28 protein-coding genes and 2 tRNA genes are annotated in these 25,455 nt (G+C 28.5%); 4 read left to right on the top strand and 26 right to left on the bottom strand.

Annotation, left to right across the window (positions count from 1 at the left end):
* Positions 1–34 precede the first annotated feature (34 nt).
* The gene (locus B3086_RS13250) at positions 35–580 is read right to left on the bottom strand and encodes a hypothetical protein (protein WP_346893625.1); all 546 of its coding nucleotides are present in this window, start codon (positions 578–580) and stop codon (positions 35–37) included.
* Positions 581–1,156: 576 nt separating this feature from the next.
* On the opposite strand from B3086_RS13250, the gene ispF reads away from it, so the two are divergent.
* On the top strand, positions 1,157–1,630 hold the full coding sequence (gene ispF, locus B3086_RS13245) for a 2-C-methyl-D-erythritol 2,4-cyclodiphosphate synthase (protein WP_346846931.1): 474 nt from the start codon (positions 1,157–1,159) through the stop codon (positions 1,628–1,630).
* A 62-nt stretch (positions 1,631–1,692) separates the two neighbouring features.
* Here ispF and B3086_RS13240 read toward each other — a convergent pair whose 3' ends face one another.
* From B3086_RS13240 to B3086_RS13185, 12 genes are all read right to left on the bottom strand, one after another.
* Complete coding sequence (locus tag B3086_RS13240) at positions 1,693–2,181, bottom strand: YhcN/YlaJ family sporulation lipoprotein (RefSeq protein WP_346846930.1); 489 nt, start codon at positions 2,179–2,181, stop codon at positions 1,693–1,695.
* A 128-nt stretch (positions 2,182–2,309) separates the two neighbouring features.
* Entirely contained in the window at positions 2,310–2,531 is a 222-nt protein-coding gene (locus tag B3086_RS13235) for a hypothetical protein (protein ID WP_346846929.1), read from the bottom strand.
* 186 nt (positions 2,532–2,717) lie between these two features.
* Positions 2,718–3,290, bottom strand: a complete 573-nt coding sequence (gene pyrE / locus B3086_RS13230; protein ID WP_035130817.1) for an orotate phosphoribosyltransferase — start codon at positions 3,288–3,290, stop codon at positions 2,718–2,720.
* A gap of 12 nt (positions 3,291–3,302) precedes the next feature.
* Positions 3,303–4,199: a dihydroorotate dehydrogenase gene (locus tag B3086_RS13225; RefSeq protein ID WP_346846928.1), complete on the bottom strand. Its 897-nt coding sequence runs from the start codon at positions 4,197–4,199 to the stop codon at positions 3,303–3,305.
* Positions 4,200–4,209: 10 nt separating this feature from the next.
* Positions 4,210–4,953, bottom strand: a complete 744-nt coding sequence (locus B3086_RS13220) for a dihydroorotate dehydrogenase electron transfer subunit (protein ID WP_346846927.1) — start codon at positions 4,951–4,953, stop codon at positions 4,210–4,212.
* A gap of 73 nt (positions 4,954–5,026) precedes the next feature.
* Positions 5,027–5,902 carry an orotidine-5'-phosphate decarboxylase gene (gene pyrF / locus B3086_RS13215; RefSeq protein ID WP_346877491.1) on the bottom strand — a complete coding sequence of 292 codons (876 nt, stop codon included), beginning with the start codon at positions 5,900–5,902 and terminating at the stop codon, positions 5,027–5,029.
* 19 nt (positions 5,903–5,921) lie between these two features.
* Entirely contained in the window at positions 5,922–7,109 is a 1,188-nt protein-coding gene (locus tag B3086_RS13210) for a dihydroorotase (protein WP_346880621.1), read from the bottom strand.
* Between the two features lie 22 nt (positions 7,110–7,131).
* On the bottom strand, positions 7,132–7,566 hold the full coding sequence (locus tag B3086_RS13205) for an aspartate carbamoyltransferase regulatory subunit (protein ID WP_150846193.1): 435 nt from the start codon (positions 7,564–7,566) through the stop codon (positions 7,132–7,134).
* A gap of 21 nt (positions 7,567–7,587) precedes the next feature.
* Positions 7,588–8,511 (bottom strand): aspartate carbamoyltransferase, encoded by a 924-nt coding sequence (gene pyrB / locus B3086_RS13200; RefSeq protein ID WP_035130807.1) that lies wholly within the window; start codon positions 8,509–8,511, stop codon positions 7,588–7,590.
* Positions 8,512–9,389: 878 nt separating this feature from the next.
* Positions 9,390–10,880 (bottom strand): methyl-accepting chemotaxis protein, encoded by a 1,491-nt coding sequence (locus tag B3086_RS13195; RefSeq protein WP_346846924.1) that lies wholly within the window; start codon positions 10,878–10,880, stop codon positions 9,390–9,392.
* A gap of 117 nt (positions 10,881–10,997) precedes the next feature.
* Positions 10,998–11,894 carry an HD domain-containing protein gene (locus tag B3086_RS13190; protein ID WP_346846923.1) on the bottom strand — a complete coding sequence of 299 codons (897 nt, stop codon included), beginning with the start codon at positions 11,892–11,894 and terminating at the stop codon, positions 10,998–11,000.
* Between the two features lie 79 nt (positions 11,895–11,973).
* The gene (locus tag B3086_RS13185; RefSeq protein WP_414632299.1) at positions 11,974–12,537 is read right to left on the bottom strand and encodes a DUF1836 domain-containing protein; all 564 of its coding nucleotides are present in this window, start codon (positions 12,535–12,537) and stop codon (positions 11,974–11,976) included.
* A 788-nt stretch (positions 12,538–13,325) separates the two neighbouring features.
* On the opposite strand from B3086_RS13185, the gene B3086_RS13180 reads away from it, so the two are divergent.
* Positions 13,326–13,571: an AbrB/MazE/SpoVT family DNA-binding domain-containing protein gene (locus B3086_RS13180; RefSeq protein WP_035130802.1), complete on the top strand. Its 246-nt coding sequence runs from the start codon at positions 13,326–13,328 to the stop codon at positions 13,569–13,571.
* A gap of 126 nt (positions 13,572–13,697) precedes the next feature.
* Here B3086_RS13180 and B3086_RS13175 read toward each other — a convergent pair whose 3' ends face one another.
* The 3 genes from B3086_RS13175 to B3086_RS13165 all read right to left on the bottom strand — a co-directional run bounded on the left by B3086_RS13175 (position 13,698) and on the right by B3086_RS13165 (position 16,626).
* Positions 13,698–14,822, bottom strand: a complete 1,125-nt coding sequence (locus tag B3086_RS13175) for a C40 family peptidase (protein ID WP_346846921.1) — start codon at positions 14,820–14,822, stop codon at positions 13,698–13,700.
* 184 nt (positions 14,823–15,006) lie between these two features.
* The gene (rsmI, locus tag B3086_RS13170; RefSeq protein ID WP_346877485.1) at positions 15,007–15,849 is read right to left on the bottom strand and encodes a 16S rRNA (cytidine(1402)-2'-O)-methyltransferase; all 843 of its coding nucleotides are present in this window, start codon (positions 15,847–15,849) and stop codon (positions 15,007–15,009) included.
* 30 nt (positions 15,850–15,879) lie between these two features.
* Positions 15,880–16,626, bottom strand: a complete 747-nt coding sequence (locus B3086_RS13165; RefSeq protein WP_346846919.1) for a tRNA1(Val) (adenine(37)-N6)-methyltransferase — start codon at positions 16,624–16,626, stop codon at positions 15,880–15,882.
* A gap of 546 nt (positions 16,627–17,172) precedes the next feature.
* On the opposite strand from B3086_RS13165, the gene B3086_RS13160 reads away from it, so the two are divergent.
* Positions 17,173–17,832 carry a type II toxin-antitoxin system VapC family toxin gene (locus B3086_RS13160; RefSeq protein WP_035130799.1) on the top strand — a complete coding sequence of 220 codons (660 nt, stop codon included), beginning with the start codon at positions 17,173–17,175 and terminating at the stop codon, positions 17,830–17,832.
* Positions 17,833–17,945: 113 nt separating this feature from the next.
* On the opposite strand, the gene B3086_RS13155 is transcribed toward B3086_RS13160, so the two are convergent.
* The 8 genes from B3086_RS13155 to B3086_RS13120 all read right to left on the bottom strand — a co-directional run bounded on the left by B3086_RS13155 (position 17,946) and on the right by B3086_RS13120 (position 23,521).
* Positions 17,946–18,608 carry a LysM peptidoglycan-binding domain-containing protein gene (locus B3086_RS13155; RefSeq protein WP_346846917.1) on the bottom strand — a complete coding sequence of 221 codons (663 nt, stop codon included), beginning with the start codon at positions 18,606–18,608 and terminating at the stop codon, positions 17,946–17,948.
* A 139-nt stretch (positions 18,609–18,747) separates the two neighbouring features.
* Positions 18,748–18,951, bottom strand: a complete 204-nt coding sequence (locus B3086_RS13150; protein ID WP_346846916.1) for a heavy-metal-associated domain-containing protein — start codon at positions 18,949–18,951, stop codon at positions 18,748–18,750.
* 10 nt (positions 18,952–18,961) lie between these two features.
* On the bottom strand, positions 18,962–19,870 hold the full coding sequence (locus B3086_RS13145) for a stage 0 sporulation family protein (RefSeq protein WP_346846915.1): 909 nt from the start codon (positions 19,868–19,870) through the stop codon (positions 18,962–18,964).
* 2 nt (positions 19,871–19,872) lie between these two features.
* Entirely contained in the window at positions 19,873–20,802 is a 930-nt protein-coding gene (locus tag B3086_RS13140) for a DNA polymerase III subunit delta' (RefSeq protein WP_346846914.1), read from the bottom strand.
* Positions 20,803–20,878: 76 nt separating this feature from the next.
* On the bottom strand, positions 20,879–21,208 hold the full coding sequence (locus tag B3086_RS13135) for a cyclic-di-AMP receptor (protein ID WP_035130781.1): 330 nt from the start codon (positions 21,206–21,208) through the stop codon (positions 20,879–20,881).
* Between the two features lie 20 nt (positions 21,209–21,228).
* On the bottom strand, positions 21,229–21,855 hold the full coding sequence (gene tmk / locus B3086_RS13130; RefSeq protein ID WP_346846913.1) for a dTMP kinase: 627 nt from the start codon (positions 21,853–21,855) through the stop codon (positions 21,229–21,231).
* A gap of 41 nt (positions 21,856–21,896) precedes the next feature.
* Positions 21,897–23,333, bottom strand: coding sequence for an aminotransferase class I/II-fold pyridoxal phosphate-dependent enzyme (locus B3086_RS13125; protein WP_346880626.1), 1,437 nt, complete (start codon positions 23,331–23,333; stop codon positions 21,897–21,899).
* A complete protein-coding gene (locus tag B3086_RS13120) occupies positions 23,315–23,521 on the bottom strand; it encodes a sigma factor G inhibitor Gin (RefSeq protein ID WP_035130775.1) in 207 nt (68 codons plus the stop codon). The genes B3086_RS13125 and B3086_RS13120 overlap by 19 nt, the downstream gene beginning before the upstream one ends.
* 468 nt (positions 23,522–23,989) lie before the next feature.
* On the opposite strand from B3086_RS13120, the gene B3086_RS13115 reads away from it, so the two are divergent.
* Complete coding sequence (locus B3086_RS13115) at positions 23,990–25,150, top strand: hypothetical protein (RefSeq protein WP_346880627.1); 1,161 nt, start codon at positions 23,990–23,992, stop codon at positions 25,148–25,150.
* Positions 25,151–25,275: 125 nt separating this feature from the next.
* Here B3086_RS13115 and B3086_RS13110 read toward each other — a convergent pair.
* Both B3086_RS13110 and B3086_RS13105 read right to left on the bottom strand, forming a co-directional pair.
* Positions 25,276–25,349, bottom strand: a tRNA-Cys gene (locus B3086_RS13110).
* A 4-nt stretch (positions 25,350–25,353) separates the two neighbouring features.
* A tRNA-Phe gene (locus B3086_RS13105) sits at positions 25,354–25,429 on the bottom strand.
* Between the last annotated feature and the right edge of the window lie 26 nt (positions 25,430–25,455).

Below are 25,455 nucleotides of genomic sequence, written 5' to 3'. Positions count from 1 at the left end.
ATTCTATCTCCTTCTTTTTTATTTTTTATTTTAATTAAAATTCACCTTTAAATAATTCTGCAAACTGTTTATGCGCAATTATGTCACTATTTTCTTTCACTTCTTTAAAAGTTATTTCAAAATCATCAGATACATCTGAATAAACTTCATATATTTTCTCTGCAGTATTATTATCTCCATAAGTAATTACATATGCAACTTGATCTTTTTTACCGTTTACATTTCTGTAATATTGATATATTTTTGCCTTTGATTTGTCTATTTTTTCATCAGTTAATACTTTATCAAGAGTAGTTTCTGCCTTTTTTACATATGCAGCTTCATCTTCATCAGTAAGTAATTTTAAAGTGTTTGCTTCATTATAATAATATTCTTTGTTAGCAAAACTATTTAATAGTGATTCAAAGCTTTCATAAGTAACCTCTGGTACTTCTGTGCTTTCTTTTTCTTTACTATCTTCAGTAGAAGCTTGCTCAGTAGTTTTAGCTGATGAATCCTCTGAAGTATTAGTTTTTGTTCCACATCCTACTAATGCTAAACCTATTGTTGCTGTTAATACTAATGCAATTATTCTTTTCATTTTAAATCCTCCATATTTCCAAATAAATTTAATACTTAGTAAATGATATACCAAATAGTATATAACTTTTTGTATACATTTACATAGTTGATACAAAATATTAAGAGTATTTCTACTCTTTATAAATCCATATAAAATTATATCATATTTTGTAATATTTTCAATACTAAATTTCTACATATTATTTTATTAACATACATTGTTAATAAAACTTTGTCGATGCTTCATAATATAATTTTATATACTGTTAAATTATCAACTTGTCCATATTATTAACATTATCCACAGGTATCCTGTTTATAACTTAGTGAATTCAATGTTAATACATAGATTTTCATCTTATAATTCTATAATTTCTCTTCTAGACTCCATATATACCTTATAAACACGTGAAATTTTATCAACATTATCCACACTAATGTGAATAACATGTTTATAACTTTTTAATTATACATCTTTACTCGGGAAATTAGATGTTACACACTTAAACTTTTTTATCTTTCTAATAGATACTAATGATTAAACTGTGTTAAACTTAAGTTGATATATTATTTATTATTTATTGGAGGTTTATATATGCGAATTGGTTTAGGATATGATGTACATAAGTTAATTCCTAATAGAGATTTAATTATTGGTGGAGTTAAAATACCACATACACTTGGGCTTTTAGGTCATTCAGATGCTGATGTTCTTATTCATGCAATTATGGATAGTTTATTAGGTGCTGCAGCACTTGGTGATATAGGAAAGCACTTTCCTGATACAGATGCTGAATTTAAAGGCATTTCTAGTATTAAACTTCTTAATGAAGTTAGAGAGTTATTAAGTAAAAATAATTATAAAATAGAAAACATAGATGCAACAATAATTGCACAGCGTCCTAAAATGTCTCCTTATATTACATCCATGAGAGAAAATATTAGTGAAGCATTAAGAATTTCTATAGATCAAATTAATGTAAAGGCTACTACTGAAGAAGGTCTTGGTTTTACTGGTATTGAAGAAGGAATTTCCTCTCAATCTATATGTTTAATAAGTAAAATATAAGATATATAAAAATACAAGTCCAAGGTTATTAAAATTCAACCTTGGACTTTTTAAAATGTTTATTACATATTCTCTATTATCTCTTCTAAATCTTTCTTAAATTCTTCTAATGGCTTATTCTCCTTAAAAGACTTCAACAATTTGGCTATTGACTCATATACATATTCGTCATCACTTATAGCTATGGTTTTGGCATTAGAATAGATGTCCTTAACTTTTTTTTCAACTTCCATTCGTAGTTCCGGAGATATATTATTGTAGTTATCCTTTAACTTTAATGCAACTAATACAGATTCATGGTTTATATAGGTTACTGATGATTGTATTTCTGGAATTTCTTCAATGTCTGCCATAATTCTCTCACAGGTGGATATAGCATTTCTAATTTCTACTTCTTTATCTATAGGCTCATCACTCATATCTTCAACAGTAGGACCGGCTCCCACAGTATCACTTTTTTTACTATTACTATTACATCCCATTAATACCACCGTTACTATAATTAATAATACTACAATAAATAATAATATATCATTTATTTTTCCTTTCATTTTATATCCTCCTATATATAATTATATTAATTTAGTTTCTATAATCTATAGAATTAATAATAAATAACTATATATAGTTTGGCTTATAAGCATAAGTATATTCCTATTCTAAATTATATCTCCACCTTTTACATCATATCTGAATTCTCAAATATATCTTTCGTAACAACAAAATTCCCATTGTTTTCAACTAAGTCAAATTCACTTATACTTGTTATTCTTTCCTCCCTTTCAACATGAAATACATATCCAACTCTTCCATGTTTCTTAAAGAATACTCTTGATGATTTTATAACTCTAAGAGGATTTTTATTTTTATCATATATAATACTAGGAACATCATTAATCATATTTACATTCTCCTTACACCAGTTGTTAATTAATGATATATAATATTATCCTATTATATAATTTATGACTATAATCATTAGTTATAACATAAAATTTATTTGCACCATCTCTTATAAAAAAATTCACCTCCCTATATAAAATCTATAAGTAAGGTGAACTTTATTACAACTTGGTTAATTATTCGATTATTTAATGTTTCTGCTACCCGGTTTTATATAAGGTATATCCTTTTTACATAGTGGGCATTCTTCCTTATCAAAGCTTTCTATTTCCAATTTACATGCACTATAAACCGGAAGAGTTAAAGCACAATTTTCAACTCTCCTATCGACTATACAACATACACCTACAACTTCTGCACCTAAACCTCTTAGTACTTCTACAACTTCCATAGTAGATTTTCCTGTTGTAACTACGTCTTCTGTAATTAAAACTCTTTGTCCTTGCTTAATTTCAAAGCCTCTTGTTAATGTCATTACACCGTCTTTTCTTTCAGTAAATATCCCTGGCTTTCCTAGTTGTCTTGCTAGCTCATAAGCAACTATTATTCCTCCCATAGCAGGACCTACTAACATATCAACATCTAAATCTTTAACCTTGTTTGCAACTACTTCCAATACTTGAGCTGCCTTATCTGGATACTGTAGTAATTTTGCACATTGACAGTATCTATTACTATGTTTACCTGATGATAGCAAGAAATGCCCTTCTAATAATGCCTCACACTGAACTAATATATCTACAATTTTATTTTCCATAATATTTTCCTCCTATACTATTCCTCTAATTTCACTAATATCTTTAATATTTTCTTTTATTAAAAAGTCTTCTATTCCTTTTATAATTTCTAATGGTGCAAAGGGATTTATAAAATTAGCTGTACCTATTTGGATCCCTGTAGCTCCTGACATTATAAACTCTATAGCATCTTCCCAATTTGTAATACCGCCAAGGCCAACTACTGGAACCTTACATGCCTTACACACTTGATGAACCATTCTTAAAGCCATAGGCTTTACTGCTGGTCCCGAGAATCCTGCATAGATATTATCAAATACAGCCTTTCGTTTTTTGTAGTCTATAGACATTCCTTGAAAAGTATTTATTAATGATAGTGCATCAGCTCCCGCTTCTTCACAACTAAGCGCCATCTCTACTATATTTTCTGCATTAGGAGATAACTTCACCATCAATGGTTTTTTACATACCTTCTTCACTTCTTTTACTGCCTCATAGGCAACCTTTGATTTTATTCCTAGAGCCATACCACCATGTTTTACATTGGGGCATGAAATGTTAAGTTCTATGATGTCTACATCAACCTGGTTTAACTTCTCGATTATACTTATATATTCTTCTACTGTAGCTCCACCAACATTAGCTATTATATTAGTGTTATATTCTTTCATCTTTGGAAGTTCATCTTTTATAAAGTTTTCTACTCCTGGGTTTTGAAGCCCTACACTATTAAGCATTCCACCTGTTGTTTCTTTGATTCTTACACCATCATTACCTTGTCTTGGATTTAAGGTTAAGCCCTTACTACAAAATCCTCCAAGTTTTGCTATATCATAAAACTTACTATACTCTTCACCAAAGCCAAAAGTACCTGATGCTGTCATTATTGGATTCTTGAATTCCTTATTACAAATATTTACCTTAAGCATAATTTCTCCTTTAAAACTCTAAATCTAATCCATTAAATACAGGACCATCTTTACATGTTCTTTTATTTCCACTAACTGTTTTACATGTACAACCAAGACAAGCTCCTACTCCACAAGCCATCTTCTTTTCTTCTGATACATATATCTTTGTACCCACTTCCTTGCACATATCAATTACTCTATACATCATAATCTCTGGTCCACAGCATAAAACTAAGTCATAATCTTTAGGATTAAATAGTTCCGTTACATATCCTTTATGTCCAACACTACCATCTTCTGTAGACACCTTTACTGATAAATCTAACTCACTTATTTCTTCTAACCCATAAACTTCATCTCTAAAGCCAGCAAATATATGAACTTCTGAATCCTTTATGTTATCTACCAGGTATCTCATTGGAGCAACCCCAATTCCTCCTGATACTACTGCAACCTTGCCTTTTATCTCTTCTACGTCAAAGCCATTTCCTAATGGACCCATAACCTTAACCTCTTGTCCTTGTATAAGATTACTTAATAATTTTGTTCCTTCTCCAACTAGTTGATATAGGAATTCTATAGAATTTGATGTTATATTATGAATACTAATAGGTCTCCATAATATAGGTTCCTTTTCCCAGGATCTTAGCATATAAAACTGTCCCGGTTCTCCTTGAAACTTACCCTCTATAGATAATTTAAATATTCCTTTAGCAACTTCTTTGTTCTCTATTACTTTACAAACTTTGTATTCATAATTATCTTTTTTCATTCTAATCTCCTAATAATTTATTCTAATATAATGCCATACAATAAAGTTGTATGGCATGAACTGTAGTTATAATTTATTTTTTTAGATTTCCTATAGCTGTTAGAATTTCATTTTTCATTCTAATTGCCTCTTCTTTTGCATACTTAGCAAAGTTTTCTTCACCATCTAGTTTTCCTTTATATGCAAGCATTATACCCCTTGAAGAGTTAACAACTCCTCCATTTCCATCCTTAAGATAAAGGGCTACATCTTCTGCTTTTCCACCTTGAGCACCATATCCTGGTATTAAAAAGAATGTACTGTCTAAGGAATTTCTTATTTCTATACCTTCATCTACATGGGTACATCCTATAACCCCACCTATAGAACTATACCCACACTTACCTATATAATTTTTACCTAAATTATTTATAGTTTCCCCTACTACATTAAATACTTTTCTACCACACTTAGTTTCTATATATTGAATATCCTTGCTACCCTTGTTTGAAGTTCTTATCAGTACAAAAACTCCTTTTTCACTATTTTCAATATAAGGTAAGTATGGCTCTATACTATCTAATCCCATATATGGACTTAGCGTTATAAAATCAGCTTCAAATTCTCCTGCAAAATGTGCTTTAGCATACATTTCAGCCGTTTTAGCAATATCGCCTCTTTTTATATCTCCTATAGATATTGCTCCCTTTTCCCTTATATACTTTAATGTATTAGAATAAGCTCTTAATCCTTCCAATCCATATGCTTCATAATATGCTATTTGTGGTTTATAGCAAGCTACATGGTCTATAGTTTCATCTATTATAGCTTTATTAAATTCGAAAATTGCATCACCTATGTTTTCAAATTTCTTCATAAAACTTTCTGGTATATATGATATATCTGTATCTAGTCCCACACATACATGTCCTTTTTTTGCAATTATATCGAATAGTCTATCTATAATCATATGATCCTCCCTCACTTTTCTATTTTTTATAAACAACTTTACCACCTTTTATGGTAGTTATAACTTCTCCATATACTTTCATACCATTAAATGGAGTATTTTTACCTTTTGATAAAAATTCTTCCTTACGTATCTCATATTCTTTTTCTAAATCTAGTATTACTAAATCTCCATCATAACCTATATCTATTTGACCCTTATTAACTCCTAGTATTTCACTAGGTCTCTTACTCATGATTTCGCTTAGCTTACTTAAATCTATATGACCTGACCTTACAAGCTTTGTATAAGAAACTCCAAAGGCTGTTTCTATTCCTGATATTCCTGGAGCTCCTTTTTTCTTATCCTCTTCAGTATGAGGTGCATGATCTGTAGCAATGCTATCCACATATCCACCTTTTATAGCTTGGATTAAATATTCCATATCTTCCTTTTCTCTAAGAGGTGGATTTACTCTATACTCTACATCATTTGTTAAAGCTATATGATGGGGAGATACTTCACAAGTAACTTTATGACCTTTTTCCTTTGCTTTAATGATATATTCCATAGATTCTTTGGTACTTACATGGGAAAAGTGAACTTTACACCCTGCATGTTTTGCTAAAGTTATATTTCTCCAAGTCATAGTATTTTCTGCCAGTCTCATATCTATATCAGATAGATTATGATTCTCACAATGGCACATAACAGTTATATCCTTCTCTTTAGCCTTAATCATAGCATTTAACATAACTTCGCTGTGCATAACATCTTTTCCATCTTCTGATATTACTTTTATATCACCTTTTTTTAGCTTATCTAAATGGCTTATGTCATCTCCACTAAACTCATTAGTTATAGATATAACTTGATTAATATCTATAAGTCCTACTTCCTTACCCCTATTTATAACATAATTAACTGTATCCATAGTGCTACATACTGGATTTGTATTTGCCATAAGGTTTACCATTACATATCCACCTTTAACTGCAGCATGAGAACCTGATTGTATATCTTCCTTATGTGTAAGTCCCGGATCCCTAAAATGCACATGTAAATCTACAAAGCCAGGCATTACTATCTTTCCTGTTGCATCTATAGTTTTACAATCCTTTATGAGATTTCTTCCTAGCTCACAAATTACTCCGTCCTTTATATAGACATCTCCAACAAAAGTTCCACTCCAGTCAACTACTGTACCATTCTTTATGCAAATTTCCATAAGTATTCTCCAATCCTATCTATTAATATAATGAAGTTACCTTTTGTAAATCATCACAGTAATGACATCTATATTCTTTTGTTTCTTCATCTACTAAGTAATGTATATGCTTTATGTTAGGTTCTATAGATGTAACGCATCTAGGGTTCTTACATTTAATAACATTTTCAACCTTTTCAGGAAGTGTAAGCTTAATTTTTTCCTTAATTTCTTCATTTTCTATTATATCTATAGTTATATTTGGATCTATTACTCCTAATATTTCAAAATCAATATCTATTCTAGTTTCTATTTTTATTATATCTTTTTTCCCACACTTATCACTATTAGCATTCATTATAAGAGCTACAGTGAAATCAGCTTTATCTAAGTTTAAGAAGTTAAATATTTTTATTCCTTCTCCAGCTTTTATATGATCAATTACTAATCCGTTTTTTATACTATTTATAGTTAACATATTACTTCCTCCTTATATACCTTAGTAAATTCCTAATAGTTTTAGTATTAATGCCATTCTCACATACATTCCATACTTAGCTTGCTTAAAGTACACAGCTCTATTATCACTATCTACTTCATATGCTATCTCATTTACTCTTGGTAATGGGTGAAGTACTATCATATCTTCTTTCGCAAGATTCATTTTCTCATTATCTAATATATAAGTATCCTTAAGTTTTATATAGTCCTCTTCATTAAAAAATCTTTCTCTTTGTACCCTTGTCATATATAAAATGTCTATTTCCTTCATAGCTTCTTCCATAGTTCTAACTTGCTTAAACTCTATATTTTTCTTTTTAAGGACTTCTTTCTTTATATACTCTGGTATTTCTAATTCTTCAGGTGAAATTAGTACGAACTTGTTGTTTTCATATCTACTTAAAGCTTTTATTAACGAATGTACTGTTCTTCCAAATTTTAAATCTCCACAACAACCTATTGTTAAATTATTTAGTCTTCCCTTTAGAGTTCTTATGGTTAGTAAATCAGTTAAGGTTTGAGTTGGATGTTGGTGTCCACCATCCCCTGCATTTACTACGGGAATATCACTATATTGTGCTGCAACCTGTGGTGCTCCTTCTTTAGGATGTCTCATTACAGCAATGTCTGCATAGCATGCAACAGTTCTTATGGTATCTGCAATACTTTCTCCCTTAGCTACTGAACTAGCATTGGGTTCTGAAAATCCGATTACGCTTCCTCCTAATCTATTCATAGCAGCTTCAAAACTAAATCTGGTTCTAGTACTTGGCTCATAAAATAATGTAGTAAGCAAGTACCCATCACAAGCATGTATAAATTTTCTTGGATCTTTTATTATTTCATCTGCTAGGTCAAATATTTCGTCTAATTCTTCTAAAGTAAGGTCCATTGGTTCGATTAAATTTCTTCCTTTTAACATATAAAACACTCCTTTTTAGCCTCTCTGGGATAATTTAAAGGTATTAAGATTTACTTATAAAATTCAATAAAAAAAAGCTTTCCTCAACAAGGAAAGCTATAAATATCTGTAAATACAACTTTGTATATGAATATATTATTGTAAATTTTATCATATTACAAATGTATTCATACCAAAATATTATCTTCCCTTGCCGGCATCTCTGTACCGTTTTTAAAAGGATTCTTTATTAAATTTTTACTATTTTTATTTTACTTTAAATAAACTGTAATGTCAATATAGTTTATCATAATACTAAATTTTTTAATTTAGCTTATTTATGTGATTAAATCACATATCTTTCTATATAAATATTGTATTATAAATTATATAAACAGTATAATTTTTACCCTAGTTTATCTTAAGAAGTAAATACCAAGCTTATCAAATATTTATCAGCATAAATGTAAAACCACATGGTATACTAAATAAAAGCAAATTAAAAGGAGGATATTAAAATGAAAATAACTTTTGATAACGAAACTAAAGATGCACTTTTAGAAAATTTAAGCAAACAAGGCAAATCTGTTGTTAGACTAGCTATTGCAGGTTTTGGTTGAGGTGGCCCTAACCTAAGCGTTGTTCTGGATGAACAAAAATCAAATGATAATGTAGAAACTGTTAATGGAATAACTTTTGCAGTTGATAAAGATGAAGAATATATTTTTGAAGATTGTATTGTTTCTTACAAAAAAACATTCTTTGGAAAAACTTTTAGAGTAATATCTAAAGCTATAGGTGAAAGTTCTTGTAGCTAAAATATAAAAAATAATGCACTCTTTAAAATGAAGAGTGCATTATTTTTTTAATATGTTAATCCCAATGACTAAAAACTTTATTTATTTGAAGTACTTACTTATTTCCTCTATTGAACTATTTAACACTGCTGCTATATTTTCTAATTCCTTAGAATTATTTAGATTTTCATGAGATATGGTTGAAGTTTCTTCCGAACTTGCCATGGTTTCTTGGGCTATACCCGATAGATTTGTAATGTTATCATGAATTTTTTCACTGCTATCTAAAATTGTAGATACCTTAGAAACCACACCTATCATTTCCTCTTTTACTGTAGATACATTTTTCTGAATAGTTGAAAATGCTTTATTTGTATCTTTAACCAATTGTTGTTGTTCATCATTAGCATGAACTAATTCTTCTACCTCTAAAACTGATACATTAGTATCTTCTTCTAGAGACTTCAGTATATTTCCTATCTCTAGTGAGTTATTTTTACTCTCAGCTGCTAATTTCTTTATTTCATCTGCTACCACTGCAAATCCTTTTCCACTTTCACCAACCCTAGCTGCTTCAATTGCGGCATTTAGTGCTAGAAGATTAGTTTGCTCTGAAATAGATGATATAACATTAGTTATTTCCGCAATATTAGATGATTTTTCAGCTAGTTCCTTCATAATGTCACTAACCTTTTTATTTTTGCTCATAATATATTCACTTTTTTTAGATAATTCATGAACAATTTTTATTCCATTGTCTATTACCTCATCAGCTTCCTCAGAGGATTGTTTAACAACAGTAGTTACCTTTTCAGTCTCTGTTATTTCATGCTTTATATTATTTACTAAATTAGTCTGACTCTCAATTTCTTTGCTAGTATTAGTTGCCCCTATTGCTATTTCATCTATAGATGAATTTACAATTTCTGTACTTTGACCTATTAAAGAAACAATTCCTCTAAGCTCATTAGATTTTTCTTTAACTACATTATATACATTGGATAAATCTATTAACATCTTTTGTTGTATCTTACTATTTTCATTTAATTCTTCTACATTTTTATTTATATCTTTATTCATTTTAGAAATAAATTGTGTAACTATTACAAGCGTTGGTAAAAACATTATAGTAGTACCTAAAATCCCACTTAATTCAGCACTATTTCCTAACTTTACCTGCATATATGCATATATTAGTATAGATATTAAATTTATTCCACCAACAGTAGTTATTAATTTTAAATCCAAGTATAAAACTAAACTTAGTATAAATGGAAATCCAGCTGCAAAAGCAGATGCACAGGATGATGTGAGTAATATATATGTATCTACTAATAAAAATCCTGTAGCCAAAACCCATCTCATTATGTTATTTGATGAGTTTTTCATATATAAGAATATGGCTATAACATAGGCTATACCTGCTACTAATATATTATATATTGCAAATCCAATCCTTCTATCTCCCCTATAAACTTGTAGAACTGAACCTGCTACTGTAACAAACATAATGCTCAAAAATACAATTAACATTAATTTATTTACTTTAGTAATATAATTGTTATAGTTATCTTTATATTCATTTTTCCCCATAGTAATCCCCCCATATTTTTACTTGATTGAATTATCGTACCATTGTATATACATCTTAATATATATTTTGAAAATAAAACCATAAAACAAACTACCTAAGTAATTCGCTTTATGGTTTTATATAAATAATTTAGTTTCTATCTTTTTTTCATAATCCGACCATGTATCATGTATTGTTTTATCTTTTACCTTTGATACCTTATTCATAGTAGCATCAAGATAATCTGCATAATGCACTATAAAAGCCTCTTCTGTATTTGGTCCTTTAGGAGATCCATACTCCGGTTTTCCATGATGTTGAACAATGCATCCTTTAATTCGATTTTTAAAGTCCTCACTATAAAATCCAGGATTATTTTTAAATGCTTCTTCTATCATAGTTATACCTATAACTATATGACCTTCCATTTCACCTCTAATGGTTGTTTTAAACCTTCCAATTGACGAATATTCATATATCTTTCCAATATCATGAAGTTTTGCTGCTAATATAGCAATTTCCTTATATCTACAATTATACCTATATGCAAGTTTCTTTGCCCAATAGGTTACATTAAGAGTGTGTTCTGCAAGCCCACCTATATATGTATGGTGTTCTAACCCTCCAATTCCTTGAGAAAAAATATTTATAAAACTCTTATTACCAAAAAAATATTTATCTAAAGACATAACCTCTTCACATTTAAATTGTTGAGTTGTCATTTCTTCTAATTCATCTAATATAAATTTTACATCTCTTTTTACACAGTTCATAAAATCATTTAAATTATAACTAGATTTTGATAAATCTATCTTCACTATACTATTGTCTTTTATACTAACATTTACTACATCACCTATATTTAATAATTTGTTGTAATTATTTTCAACTTTAAGCCTTAATTCGCCTGTAATATCTCCTATGGTATATATTATCTCATCTTTATATATTTTTTTATCTTTAATCATAAGTAACAATTCTACTAAATCCTTATTAGTACTATTAGCTACTTGAATCAAATATATTGATTTCATAACCTCATCTCCTTATAAAGTCATCTATTATGTATCTTTTCATAAGAAGATATTTTTATTCTTTGATCCATATAATATTTTACTTATATTTATCTCCAAATTCTTCAACTAATGTAGTAACCAGTTTTTTTATATTACTTGCATGAGCTACTAAAATCATAACTAATAAGAATATTAATATTCTTTCTTTATCTTCATTATTAAACTCATACTTTTCCAAGTGTCTTCTAATTATTTCTTCTAAATCCTTCTCTTCTCCACTAAAAAATAATTCTATATTCTTTTGCTGTAAATCACTAAATAATTTAAAGGTATCTTCCCATGAAAGAATATCATCCTCCCTATTATTTATATCATTAAAAGCTAATCTAAATACACTTTTTATTTCATCTGTTGTCAAAATCGGCCTCATATATCCTAATAAAACCAATTGAGCTAAATGCAGTTTAGTATATCCTCTTTTTTTACCATCTTCTGGCTTAGAAATAACTTCGCTCTTTATATAATTTTGAAGTATGCTATTAGTAAATTTATCGTGCTTAAACTTATCGTTAAGATAATCTTTAACTTGTGATAAGAATAAATCATACTGTGGTAATTCATCATACTGTATTATACTTTTTTCAGTATTCTCACCTATCATCTCCGAAAATTTAGATACCACCTCTTGAAAAATAGTCCCATTATCTCTATCTCTATCATTCATTTTCATCCCTCACTTTAATAACCTTTTTAATATTTAACATATTCTTGCCTTAATACTAGTTAAATATATGATAATGTAAATTTTTGTACACTACTTCATATTAATTATAAAAGATAATGTCTATATTTACAAATATCTTATAAAATAAAAGTCGAATTATTTATTCATGGATTATGAAATTAATATAAATTATTCATTCAAATATAAGCACATATCAATATTATTAACAATAATCACATTTTACTAACATATTATTATAAATAATATCAACATCAGCTGTTGATTAATATATACATGATAATTCCTATAATTCCATTAACTTTAGAAATTTTTATATATTATCCACATTATCCACAGATGGGTTGTGCATAATATTTTTTATTTTCTATCTAGAACACTGAATAATATGACTGTACCTCCTTCAAATTTTGATATTTTTTGTAGAATCAATTCGCAAACTAAATAAAATAGTATTGAAAATGAGCATCTTTATGTTAAAATATTAAATTATAAGTTAAATTATTCATCTTTTCCTTATTATGTGATTAATACTACTATAATAGATTATATATTAATGGCATATACTGTAATAAATTTATTTTTTTTATCATTTTTTATTGACTTATGATTTTTCTTGTATTATAGTTATTATATGGTATTAAATATAATATCTGCTAACTAAATTTTATTTGATTACATAATCAAAAATATAGGAGGAATTTATTATGAAATCAACTGGTGTTGTAAGAAAAGTAGACGAGTTAGGGAGAATAGTTATCCCAGTAGAGTTGAGAAGGACTTTAGATATTGACGTTAAGGACGCTCTTGAAATATACGTAGATGGTGAGCAAGTTATATTAAAGAAATATGAACCTGCATGCATCTTCTGTGGAGATGCTCGTGATGTGGTTAACTATAAATCTAAAAACATCTGTCAAAAATGTCTAAATGAATTAAAGAATCAACAATAAACAATAAAAACGTTACTTATTTCTAAGTAACGTTTTTATTATTTATATCGTATATACTATATAAATCTATTTACCCAACCTAAAATAAAAGACCAGCAATTAAATTACTGATCTTATCTTAAGAAATTAATATCTTCTTGCCCCTATATAATCGTGTCTACTCATAGGCGATATCTTTACAACCTCATTATCTTGAGGAGCATGAAGGTAAGAATTATTACCTACATATATACCAACATGGTACGCATATCCACCTGAACCAAAGAATACCAAATCTCCTGGTTGAGGATTAGAAACTGGCGTTCCTTTATTCATTTGATCCTGTGCTACTCTAGGAAGATTTATTCCATTGGCAGCATATACATATCTAGTTAAGCCTGAACAATCAAAAGTATTAGGACCATTTCCACCCCATTGGTATGGAACTCCTAAAAATTTATATGCATAGCCAACTATAGAGCTTCCTGAAGCATTTGGAGGTGCTATCACATTTGAATCACCACTGCCTCCCCTACTAGGTCTATTAGAACTAGTACTACCATTACTAACATACTGCGTTATTTGTCTCTTAGTCTCTTCTAATTGAGCTTCATTTTCCTTCACAGCTGCGTCAAATAAGTCTCTATTAGCTTCTGCTTTAGCTAAAGCCTTTTTATGTTCTGCTCTTTTTTCTTCTAATTGAGCTAATTTTTTATTGTTTTCTTCTTGTAATGCATCTAGCTTTACTTTTTCATCTTGAACTACTTTTTTCTCTTTTTCAATAGTTTCTATTTTTTCATTTAAACTACTAACAATTTCTTTATCAGAGCCTATCATTATATTTATGTTATTTAATCTACACATGAAATCTGATATACTCTTTGAGTTTAAAAGCGCCTCAACATAACTATCCATACCATTAATGTACATCGCTCTCATTCTCTCACTAAACATTTCATTTTGTTCTTTTATATCACTTTCAGTAGCTTGTACCCTCTTGTTGCTCTCTTCAATTTTGCCTTCTGCTTCAAGAATTTCAGCATTCAACTCTTCTATACCTATAGATATATCTTCCATCTGAGAATTTACTGACTGTATTGAAGCTTCTATCTCATCGACTTGCTCTTGAGCACTTTTATAGTTGTTTTTGTTTTCTTCCAACTTTTGCTCATATGTTGATCTATCACTATTTGGATCTGCAAATGCACTAGTTCCAACACAAGAAATAGCCAATGCTAAAGCAAGTACTAATGATATACTCTTCTTATTCAAAAAAATTCCCTCCCCCTCATTTATAAATCTCATTTACCATTATAACACTATAATGATTGTTATCTCAAGTAATTTAGAAAAAAAATGAGACAACCATCTATTTTTTAATAGATATACAGTAAATATATTCAATATAAATTATCATATTCCTTCTAATTTTAAAAACTTTTCAAAATGCTTTTGTTTATATATGAATTCCAAACTTATATACCTCTGATTTGTGTAGGTTTCTTTCCTTCGCAACTTTTTTTATTGCTTCTTTTTTATTTAATCCTTGATTTATATAATCTTTTATATGATCCTCAATACTCATATCTACCCACTTAGATTTCATTTCTTCCATAATCTCAGTCTTACTTTTTCCTTCTAACACTAGTACATATTCACCCTTAGGCTTATTTTCTTTATAATGGTCTATACACTCTTCTAATGTTCCCCTTAATATAGTTTCATGAAGTTTCGTAAGCTCCTTGCATATTGCAATATTTCTATTACCTAAGTTATCTTTTAAGAAATTTAAAGTGGATTCTAATCTATGTGGCGCCTCATAGAATATTAAAGTTTCTTGCCTATCTGCTAACCCCTCTATAACCTCTTTTCTATCCTTATTTTCTCTAGATAAAAATCCTACAAATAAAAATTTATCTGTATTTAGTCCAGAATAAACTAGCGCAGTAGTAATTGCTGTTGCTCCAGGATACACTTCAAATTCTATATTTTCTTCAATACATCTTTTCACTATAATAGCACCTGGATCTGAAATTCCTGGAGTCCCTGCATCGCTTATTATAGCTATATTTTTGCCTTCTATTAATCTATTTATTATGTCCTCACTTTTCCCGTTCTCATTATGTTTATGATAACTTATCAATGTTTTTCTTATGTTAAAATGATTTAAAAGCTTTAAACTCTGTCTTGTATCTTCACATGCAATTATATCTACACTTTTTAAAGTTTCAAGGGCCCTAAGAGTTATATCTTTTAGATTTCCTATTGGAGTAGGTATTAAATATAATTTACCACTCACTTTTACTCACCTCTTCTATCCTTTGTCTTATTAATCTAACCATTGTGAATTATACATTGCTTTAATTTCCTCTGAATAAGAATCATCCTCCATATGTACATATAATGGATCTTCTATTTTTAAGAATGCTCCCCCATCCCTTTGTCCTTCTACTAATAATATATTAGGTGCCTTTCCTGGTTTAGGATGAATAAATCTTATTCTCTTTGGTTCTATTTTATACTTTCTCATAAGAGTAAATATATCTACTATTCTATCTGGTCTATGTACCATAAAAAGTTTACCATTATCCTTTAATAACGTCCTAGCTGCGATTATAACATCTTCTAATGTGCAGCATACCTCATGTCTAGCAATGGCATTCTTATCACTGTCATTGAGTATACCAGAGCTATATAACTTATATGGTGGATTTACAGTAACTATATCTACTCTACCTAATGATTTTAAAAGTTCCTTATCCTTTAAATCCCCTTCTATGAACTTAATCTCATCACTAAAATTATTATACATAGCAGTTCTATTTGCCATTTCAGCAAACTCTCCTTGTATCTCTACACCCTTTATTACTCCACATTGACTCTTACCTTTAATTATAAGTGGAATTATTCCTGTTCCACTACACAAGTCAATAACAGTTGCATTTTTTTTTACCTTAGAAAAATTGGCTAAAAGTACTGCATCAACTCCAAATCTAAATCCCTCTTTTTTTTGTATGATATGAATACCCTTTAATTGTAAGTCATCTAACGTTTCATCTATGTTTATTAAACTCATAATATAAAATTCCTTTCTAATACCCAGATTACACATATCTTATTATATAATAAGTTGCTATGTTTTTCATCTTATCCATAATATCTATAAAATAACTACTAATTATCCAAAAATTTATTCTTAAAATTACAAAATCCCCTTGAGTAGTTATAAATATTTAACTATCAAGGGGAAATCTTTTAATTTTTACATACTATAATATAGGGGGATGCAATATGTTTTTTCTAGTATTTTATAAATAATATATACTAAATAAAACATATTGCATTTAGGGTTTATATTTATGATTTAATTTGTCATTTATCCGATGACTACCAGCTCTAATACGCCCATCTTTTTCAAAGTGGGAGTAAAGAGCTGCTACGTCCCTGGATAACGATTTCTAGAGCTTCGAAGAAGCTAAGAACTCTGTTTATATTATTACCAACATTAATAGGAATATACAATTATATTTAACTTATTACTTAAGTAGCAGTAATAACTAATGGTTTAATTTAATATAATACAATAATCATTCAGTATAATCAATTAAGAAAGGTTTGCATTATGGAAATATTATTTTACCCATTTTCATCAATAGATTTTCAATCAAGTACTTCTATATTGTTAGATGCATCATTTTTGTTAAGTTTAGTTTATGATGATGATATAAAACATACTGAATGTATAGAAGTATTCAGAATATTACTCAATAACCAGTGCAAACTTTTAGTTACAAATATAATTTCTGCTGAAGTTTTAAATCAAATTATGTATAAAATATTTATGATAGATATACGTCACAAAATTGATAAAGAAAGCGCCTTTAATTCTCAAACAAATATAAAACAAATTATATCATCCTTTAGTAAATATGATAGAAAAATTATAAAGGATAAAAGAATAGATAAGCTAAGAGAAATTCCCTATAAAAAGTATTTTGATAACCTATCTAAAAACAGTTCTAAAAGAGATCTGCTAAGTATTTATTATAAAACTGCTGTAACCATGCACAATCAACTTGAAAACACCGTTAAATACGAATATGTTGAAATAAATAAGCTCTGTATGAGTAAGACTAAAGAAATAATGATTAAAAACCTATTGTCTATAAATGATGCTACACATATAGCTACTTGTATATGTCATAATATACATTATTTATTAACTCTAGATAGTGACTTTGTTTATGCCAATTGTGATTCTGTTAAAATATTAAAAATATAGCCATGTAGTATTTCTACATGGCTATATTTCAGCCTATAAAACCTTAAAACTGTTTTATAGGCTATGGTATTACTTCAGATATCTCCTTAATCTAAAGTTAATTTATTCGTATATTATTTATTAGGTATACATAAAGTGTCTTCAACTTTTATTGTATCCTCATTTAGGTTATTATGTGCTTTAATTAATTCAATTCCATCCATTATATCCATATTGGATAAATACTCCTTAGATATGCTAAATAATGTATCGCCTGATTTAACAACATACTTAATGTGATCAGTATGTTCTGCTGCATTAGCTGAAGCTACCTCTTCTGATTTTTGGTCTGATTTTTTTTCTCCTGTTACCAATGAAGTTTCATAAGATATAATAAGTTTTTGTCCTGATGAAATAGTATCATCTTTATTCATATTATTTCTTGTTAATATTTCTGCTACTACTTCATTTGGGTCAGAGCTTGGCATGTAAGTTCTAGCTATACTATAAAGTGTATCATTAGCTTTTACTGTATAGTATCCTTCTTTTACTTCTTCCATACCTGTATCTTTTTTATCTTCTTGTCCTAGTGTAGTTTTATCATTGCCCTTTGTGCTATCAGTATTCTCTTTATTTTCATTTATAGCTTCATTAGTCTTTGAGTTAGTTGTTGTAGCTGGTTTGTTACTAGTTTCTTTATTTTGATCTTTATTTCCTATATAGCTTACAGAAAAAAATATTCCACCCAAAACAATTGCACAGCTTATAGCTATTATTATTTGTTTTTTAAATTTCATAATTAACACCTCTCTATATTTTAATACTACTATTTAAATAATTAACAAATTTATATAAAATATACATGTTTAATTAATTTTGTTTATTTTTATGCAAAAAAAATCCTTGTAGCTTTATATCTACAAGGATTCTGAGTACTTATATAACTGTATAACCACTATTCTCTATGGATTCAATTATATCCTCTATGTTTATAAAATAATTGTCATAAACAATTTCTACTTCTTTTTTAACTTTGTGTATTCCACAGGCTATAACCCCTTCATTGGCGGATATGGCATTCTTAACTCTTGTAACATCTTTACTTGTAACCATATCACAAACTTTAAGTGTAGTCTTCATATCCTTCCTCCTAATTTTCTTTAAATAGCTCTTTAATTAGTGTAGGGTCTTCAGCTTGATTTTCTAATTCCTTTAAATCAATTTCATTAATTATATCTTCATAGCTACCAGATATTAATGTTAAATCATTTATACTAACTACTTTAATATCATCTTCACCATCTTTTATGTTTACTTTTACTTTTACCGCCTCTTTAACTACACTATTAGAAACTACTTCTCCTTTTCCATAGCATGTATCTACTATAGAACCTACCTTAGGTAATCTTTTTCTTATCCCTTCATATGTTTCTTGCTCATAATTTAAACAACACATAAGTCTTCCACATATTCCTGATATTTTAGTAGGGTTTAAAGATAGGTTTTGTTCCTTTGCCATTTTTATTGATACTGGGGCAAATTCACCTAAAAATGTAGAGCAACATAAACTTCTTCCACAAGGTCCAAGACCTCCAGTCATCTTAGCTTCATCCCTAACACCAATTTGTCTTAATTCTATTCTAGTTCTAAAAATTGATGCCAGATCTTTAACTAATTCTCTGAAATCTACTCTACCATCTGCTGTAAAATAGAATATTACTTTATTATTGTCAAAAGTATATTCTACATCTATAAGCTTCATAGTTAAATCATGGGCCTTTATTTTCTCAAGACATATCTTAAAAGCTTCTTCTTCCTTTTCTTTATTAGTTTTATTTGCATTTATATCTTCCTCTAAAGCTTTCCTTATCACATTCTTTAAAGGAGCTACAATTTCACCTTCTCTGAGCTCTTTCATTCCAACTACACACTCACCAAACTCAATTCCTCTTGCGGTTTCAACAACTACAAAGTCACCTTTTTTTATATCCAAATCACCAGGATTAAAATAATATATCTTACCTGCCTTTTTAAATCTTACTCCTATTACTGTTATCATATTTAAACCTCCTGCATTCTCAAAACCATCGTTATAAATGCCAATGACGAGTTTACATTATTTTTTAAAGTTTTTCTTGTATCATCTACAACTTTAATCATACCATTTAATTTACTTAATGAAAATATATTAACTAAATCTTTAATATCGGATATTTTATCAATATTTATTATAATCTCTTCATCTCCAACTTCTTTATAAATAATTATATCTCTTATTATGGTTATAATTACATCTAAAATATCCTCTTCCATATTTTTATAATCACTAAAAAACTTTTCATATAATAAAGAAGTTTCATAATCTTTATCCTTAATTTTATATATAAGTTCAAAAATTGTATTTCTTATTAAACTAAAATCCTCATTTTCTATTAAACTCTCTGCTTTTCCTGGTATTCCTTTTGCAAAAGAAATAGCCACTAACATCTTATTTTCTTCAATTCCTGTATATCTATTCTTAAGAAATAAAATCATCTCTTCCTTTGATAGTGGTTTTAGTTTATGTATGCCACACCTGGATTTAATTGTATCCAACATGCTTTCTAATTCTTCACATAATATAAATATATAAACATTAGCTGGTGGTTCTTCTATAGTCTTTAAAAATGCATTTTGTGCTTGAAATGTAATCTTATCACCGTTGTCTATGATAATAACCTTTCTATCCCTCTCAAAAGGTTTCTTATTACATTCTTCTATAATAGTCCTAATAGTATTCACTCCTATGGATGCTTTTCCCTTATCTAAAGACCAATTAATTATATCTACATGTTCTCTTACTTCATCTATTCCTAAGAGCCTTGATGCTATAAATTTAGCTAAGACACTTTTCCCTATACCTTTTTCTCCAACTAGTATATGAGCATGAGTAAATTTATTATTATTAATTGCTTCAATTAAGCTATTTTTTATATTTTCATGACCTATCATACTCATTTGCTCCTTCCTATATAATAAATAATGTACAATAAGTTTAACCTATTGTACATTATTTTACTTAAATATATTATACTCTTAAAAACTTATCTACATCAACAACAAATATAGTAGCACCACCTATATTTACCTCTACAGGATACGGAACATATACTCCTGTAGATCCAGCAACCGGAGAAGGTGATGATATAAGTTGTTTTCTAACTTTGCAGATTTCTTCTATATATCCTAAAACAGTATCAACTTTCTCTACCTCTACACCTATCATTAATGTGGTATTTCCAGCTTTTAAAAATCCACCTGTAGTTGCAAGCTTTGTAACCCTTAACCCATTCTCTGTTAAGATATCGATTAAATCCATAGCATCGTCATCTTGAACTATCGCAATTATTAATTTCATATAATACCCCTCCTAAATATTTATTTATGCTCTATATAGGATTCAACTCTATTTACTATGTTCCTATAAATATTTTCTATAGAGTCGTCTCCATTTATTAATTCTATTTTATCATAAATACTACTAATTTTTGAATATCCTTCAAAAACTTTTTTATGAAAATCCATACCAACATTCTCAAGTCTATCTAATTCCCGTTGATTTTTCTTTCTTCCAATTCCTTTATCATATGGAATACTTATCATAAATACTAAATCCGCTTCAAGTCCACCTAAAGCACAATCATTTATAGATTTGACAGTGTCTATTCCCAAATCTCTAGCAATTCCTTGATAAACTATAGATGAATATACAAATCTATCACATAAGACTACCTTCCCTTCAGCAATTGCAGGCTTTATTACCTCTTTTATAAGCTGAGCTCTCGCCGCAGCATATAGTAAAGCCTCACACATGTTATCCATTTCTTGGTTAGCATTATCTAAAATTACCGCCCTAATTTTTTCGCTAATTTTAGTTCCTCCAGGTTCTCTCGTTCTTATAACTTCAATACCCTTATCTACAAAATATTTTTCTAATAATTCTATTTGTGTAGATTTTCCACTACCATCTGGACCTTCTAATGCTATTAATAACCCTTTATTCAAAAAACTTACCTCCAAACTTATCTTTTCCTATAGTTTCTTTGCTATTTTATTATAATTAAGTTATTTTCCTTCACTCCTAATAATGTAACATTATTATCTATATAATATCCTATTATATCAATAATATCTTTCGTAATAATCTCTCCTGGCATTATTAGTGGTACCCCAGGTGGATATGGGACAATAGCTTGTCCGCACACTTTATTTACGGAATCTTTAATACTACACTCAACTTTTTTCATATTTAGAGTTTCCCATGGTAATTTATCTATTAGTGGAATTTCATACTGCATAGGCTTTACATATTCATCTACTAAAGTATCCTTATTGCACTCTTTTAGTATTCTATAAAGTTTATCAAAATCATCTCTGGTGTTTGAAGTAGCAAAAATCAATACTACATTTCTTGAGTCACTCATTTCACATTGAATCTTATTAACTTTTAAATAATCTAGTAATAGATGTCCACTAAATCCTTTAGGTACATTTATAACATATCTAGTTTTATCTATATATACCTTATTTCTAGTTGATGAACTTTTCTTAATTATATCATGCTCATCTATTATATGATAAAAATCAATGTGATTTATTTTTTTTCTATATTCCTCACATAAATTAATTAATATACTGTAATCCTTACTTCCATACTTCTGTAAATAATATCTACTATAATCCATGCTGGCAAGAAATAAATATGAAGGACTCGTTGTCAAAAACATGCTAGTATAGAAGTTAACCTCATCTAAAAGATCATCACAATTAACGTGTAAAAATGATGTTTGTGTTAAGCTTGGTAATGTTTTATGAGCACTTTGAACAACCATATCGCAACCTAGCTTAAGCGGATTATCAGGCAATTCATCTATAACTCCAAAATGTGCTCCATGAGCACAATCTATTAATACCTTCATATTATATTTCTTGGCTTCTTTTACTATTTCATCTAACTCTGTACATATGCCATAATAATTAGGGTATGTTAATAATATTCCCCTAGCATCTTGATTTTCCTTTATTAATTTATATAGATGCTTCTTATTAATAGAAAAAGGAGCATCATATTTTTCATTTACCTCATTCATAACATATATAGGCTTTAACTTACGTAATATTATACTATTGAATACTGATCTATGACAGTTTCTTTCTACGATTATTTTTTCGCCTTCTTTAAATGTAGCAAATATCATAATCATGTTTCCTGATGTACTTCCATTAACTAAAAAGTAAGATTTTTTACTCCCATAGTAATTAGCAAGTTGTTCTTGTCCTTCTTTTATTATGCCTGTAGGATTATGAAGATTATCTAAGCCCTCTACCTCAGTAATATCAAAGTTAATGAAATTATCTAATAAAATCTTTCCTTCTTTTGTATCTTCATATGCTTTTCCCATTTTATGTCCAGGCATAGCAAAATAGCTATTTTCTTCTTTTTTATATTTCAATAGTGAATCTACTATCGGTAATCTTGGCACTTATCACTCACTCCTCTTGGTATAAGTTGAACTATATTCTTTTTAATACAGTTCTTATAAAATTCATAAAAATCTGTACTAGTTTCTATTGTTAATAATCTTCTTTCACAGTTCTCACAAATTCTTCGTCCATATATAAGTATACCATTATCTAGAGGCTTTCTGCATATAATACATTCCTTATTCATATTTTTCCCCCTCAAAATTTATCCAATAGAACTTGTTAGTCTATTATTATATTGTCTTTGAATAAGTCAACTTAGTTAAAATAGAGTAATCCTTCTAAGTTTTATCCATGTTAAGACTGTCTTAATTATCGCCCCTTATAATATATTTTATTCATGAAATCCTTTTTTTTATTTTGTCCAAAAAAAAAATTTCATCTTATAATTCATACTTTTTCTACCTTAAATAACATCAAGTATAATGTTAATAAATTAATAAACCCATATATCTATTAATCTACATAAATTGTCTAATTTTCTTGTATTCATAAATACATTTAATAAAAAACTTATTACAAATATAGATACTATTAAAATACTATTTATCTATAAATTTGTTACTGGATAATATAGATATATGTGCACATACTAATTACATAAGGTCAGATATTGATAATATTAGTATCTATAAAATTGTAGGGAGGGTTACAATTGAAACAAAATGTTCTAAGTTTTTTATCTACTATAAGATCTGAAATCCTAGATATTAATAAATTTTTATATGAAAATAGTGAAAACTGTTTTAATGAATATAAATCATCAGATTACATTATAAAACTTTTACAAAAATATAATTTTAATATTGAAAAAAATTTCATAGATATTCCAACTGCATTTCGTGCCAGAATTGGACACAGCCATCCTGAGATATGTTTTATATGTAAATATAGTAGTGGAAGTGATGATGGTCATGTTTTCGGTAATAATGCCAATGCTACTATGTCTTTAGGTGCAGCCATAGGTTTATCTTCTGTCATTGACAAAATAGGAGGTTCTATTCTAGTAATCGGATGTCCAGGGAAATACTCCAATGGTTCAGAAATTATAATGACAAAAGAAAATGTATTTGAAAATTGTAGTGTAATTTTTGCTCCTCATGTGGATAATATAACATCTATTAATAATACTTCTCAAGCATGCACAACCTTACAGCTTGATTATAATAATTTACTTGTTTCTAATGATAATGCTAACCAAAGTTCATTAGATGTTTGTCTACATACAGTACACTTTATAAACGAGTTAGTTAAAAACATCTCAAAAGAATGTTATATGGATCATTTAAATCTTACCTGTGATAATGCATTAGTTGAATATCCTTCATCTGCTAAGGTTAAATTTGAAATTAAATCAAAAGATCATAAGTTATGTCATAAAATCGAAGAAAATATAAGAAGCTATATTAAATGCATAGAAGATATCATAAATATAGATTGCTCTATTAAGCTAATTGAGCTTCCTTGCAAAGAACTTTTAGATAATAAAATAGTAAATAAATTATTTGAAAATAACTTAAAAGAAACTGGATTAATTGAAATGAACTACGGGAAAAAAATGCTATATCCCTTAGGAATTGGTACTGTAAGTCATACTACGCCTACTATATATCCGTCTATATCAATAGTAAGTGATCCATCAATTCACTGTCCATCAAAACAGTTTATGGATTTAACATTAACAGAATATGCTAAATGTAATATATGGAAAGCTATTGAAGCCTTAATTTTAACTTCTATAGATTTAATTGAACGCAAAGATTTAATCTATGAAAGCACTACCTCTCTCTCTAAAAACATTTCTAAAACTTTATAATGGAATAAAAGTGAATTCTTATGTAACATACTATATAAAAATTTATATACTAAATCTAATAATGATATACTATGATTTAATAAGTAAATAAAAAGACTTGTAAACAATATGTTTACAAGTCTTTTTGGAGGCGCCACCCAGATTTGAACTGGGGATAAAGGCTTTGCAGGCCTCTGCCTTACCACTTGGCTATAGCGCCAAACTGGTGGCTCGAGCAGGAATCGAACCAGCGACACGAGGATTTTCAGTCCTCTGCTCTACCGACTGAGCTATCGAGCCACACCTGACCTGGCAACAACCTACCC

The sequence above is a fragment of the Clostridium sp. UBA871 genome (genome assembly GCF_002295255.1).
In the GTDB taxonomy this organism is placed as follows: Bacteria; Bacillota; Clostridia; order Clostridiales; family Clostridiaceae; genus Clostridium_J; species Clostridium_J sulfidigenes.
The sequence above is the reverse complement of the archived record's forward strand: the minus strand, read 5'-3'. Positions and strand labels throughout refer to the sequence as shown.

Bases quoted from the DNA above. Each gene is read 5' to 3' on its own strand.
- B3086_RS13160 (WP_035130799.1), top strand. From the start codon at position 17,173: ATGGAAATATTATTTTACCCATTTTCATCAATAGATTTTCAATCAAGT.
- B3086_RS13165 (WP_346846919.1), bottom strand. From the start codon at position 16,626: ATGAGTTTAATAAACATAGATGAAACGTTAGATGACTTACAATTAAAG.
- B3086_RS13240 (WP_346846930.1), bottom strand. From the start codon at position 2,181: ATGAAAGGAAAAATAAATGATATATTATTATTTATTGTAGTATTATTA.
- B3086_RS13120 (WP_035130775.1), bottom strand. From the start codon at position 23,521: ATGAATAAGGAATGTATTATATGCAGAAAGCCTCTAGATAATGGTATA.
- B3086_RS13180 (WP_035130802.1), top strand. From the start codon at position 13,326: ATGAAATCAACTGGTGTTGTAAGAAAAGTAGACGAGTTAGGGAGAATA.
- B3086_RS13145 (WP_346846915.1), bottom strand. From the start codon at position 19,870: ATGATAACAGTAATAGGAGTAAGATTTAAAAAGGCAGGTAAGATATAT.
- B3086_RS13155 (WP_346846917.1), bottom strand. From the start codon at position 18,608: ATGAAATTTAAAAAACAAATAATAATAGCTATAAGCTGTGCAATTGTT.
- ispF (WP_346846931.1), top strand. From the start codon at position 1,157: ATGCGAATTGGTTTAGGATATGATGTACATAAGTTAATTCCTAATAGA.
- B3086_RS13235 (WP_346846929.1), bottom strand. From the start codon at position 2,531: ATGATTAATGATGTTCCTAGTATTATATATGATAAAAATAAAAATCCT.
- B3086_RS13140 (WP_346846914.1), bottom strand. From the start codon at position 20,802: ATGATAGGTCATGAAAATATAAAAAATAGCTTAATTGAAGCAATTAAT.
- B3086_RS13225 (WP_346846928.1), bottom strand. From the start codon at position 4,199: ATGCTTAAGGTAAATATTTGTAATAAGGAATTCAAGAATCCAATAATG.
- B3086_RS13150 (WP_346846916.1), bottom strand. From the start codon at position 18,951: ATGAAGACTACACTTAAAGTTTGTGATATGGTTACAAGTAAAGATGTT.
- B3086_RS13210 (WP_346880621.1), bottom strand. From the start codon at position 7,109: ATGGAAATTTGCATAAAGAATGGTACAGTAGTTGACTGGAGTGGAACT.
- pyrE (WP_035130817.1), bottom strand. From the start codon at position 3,290: ATGGAAAATAAAATTGTAGATATATTAGTTCAGTGTGAGGCATTATTA.
- B3086_RS13250 (WP_346893625.1), bottom strand. From the start codon at position 580: ATGAAAAGAATAATTGCATTAGTATTAACAGCAACAATAGGTTTAGCA.
- B3086_RS13220 (WP_346846927.1), bottom strand. From the start codon at position 4,953: ATGAAAAAAGATAATTATGAATACAAAGTTTGTAAAGTAATAGAGAAC.
- B3086_RS13190 (WP_346846923.1), bottom strand. From the start codon at position 11,894: ATGAAATCAATATATTTGATTCAAGTAGCTAATAGTACTAATAAGGAT.
- B3086_RS13205 (WP_150846193.1), bottom strand. From the start codon at position 7,566: ATGTTAACTATAAATAGTATAAAAAACGGATTAGTAATTGATCATATA.
- pyrB (WP_035130807.1), bottom strand. From the start codon at position 8,511: ATGTTAAAAGGAAGAAATTTAATCGAACCAATGGACCTTACTTTAGAA.
- B3086_RS13195 (WP_346846924.1), bottom strand. From the start codon at position 10,880: ATGGGGAAAAATGAATATAAAGATAACTATAACAATTATATTACTAAA.
- pyrF (WP_346877491.1), bottom strand. From the start codon at position 5,902: ATGATTATAGATAGACTATTCGATATAATTGCAAAAAAAGGACATGTA.
- B3086_RS13185 (WP_414632299.1), bottom strand. From the start codon at position 12,537: ATGATAGGTGAGAATACTGAAAAAAGTATAATACAGTATGATGAATTA.
- B3086_RS13135 (WP_035130781.1), bottom strand. From the start codon at position 21,208: ATGAAATTAATAATTGCGATAGTTCAAGATGACGATGCTATGGATTTA.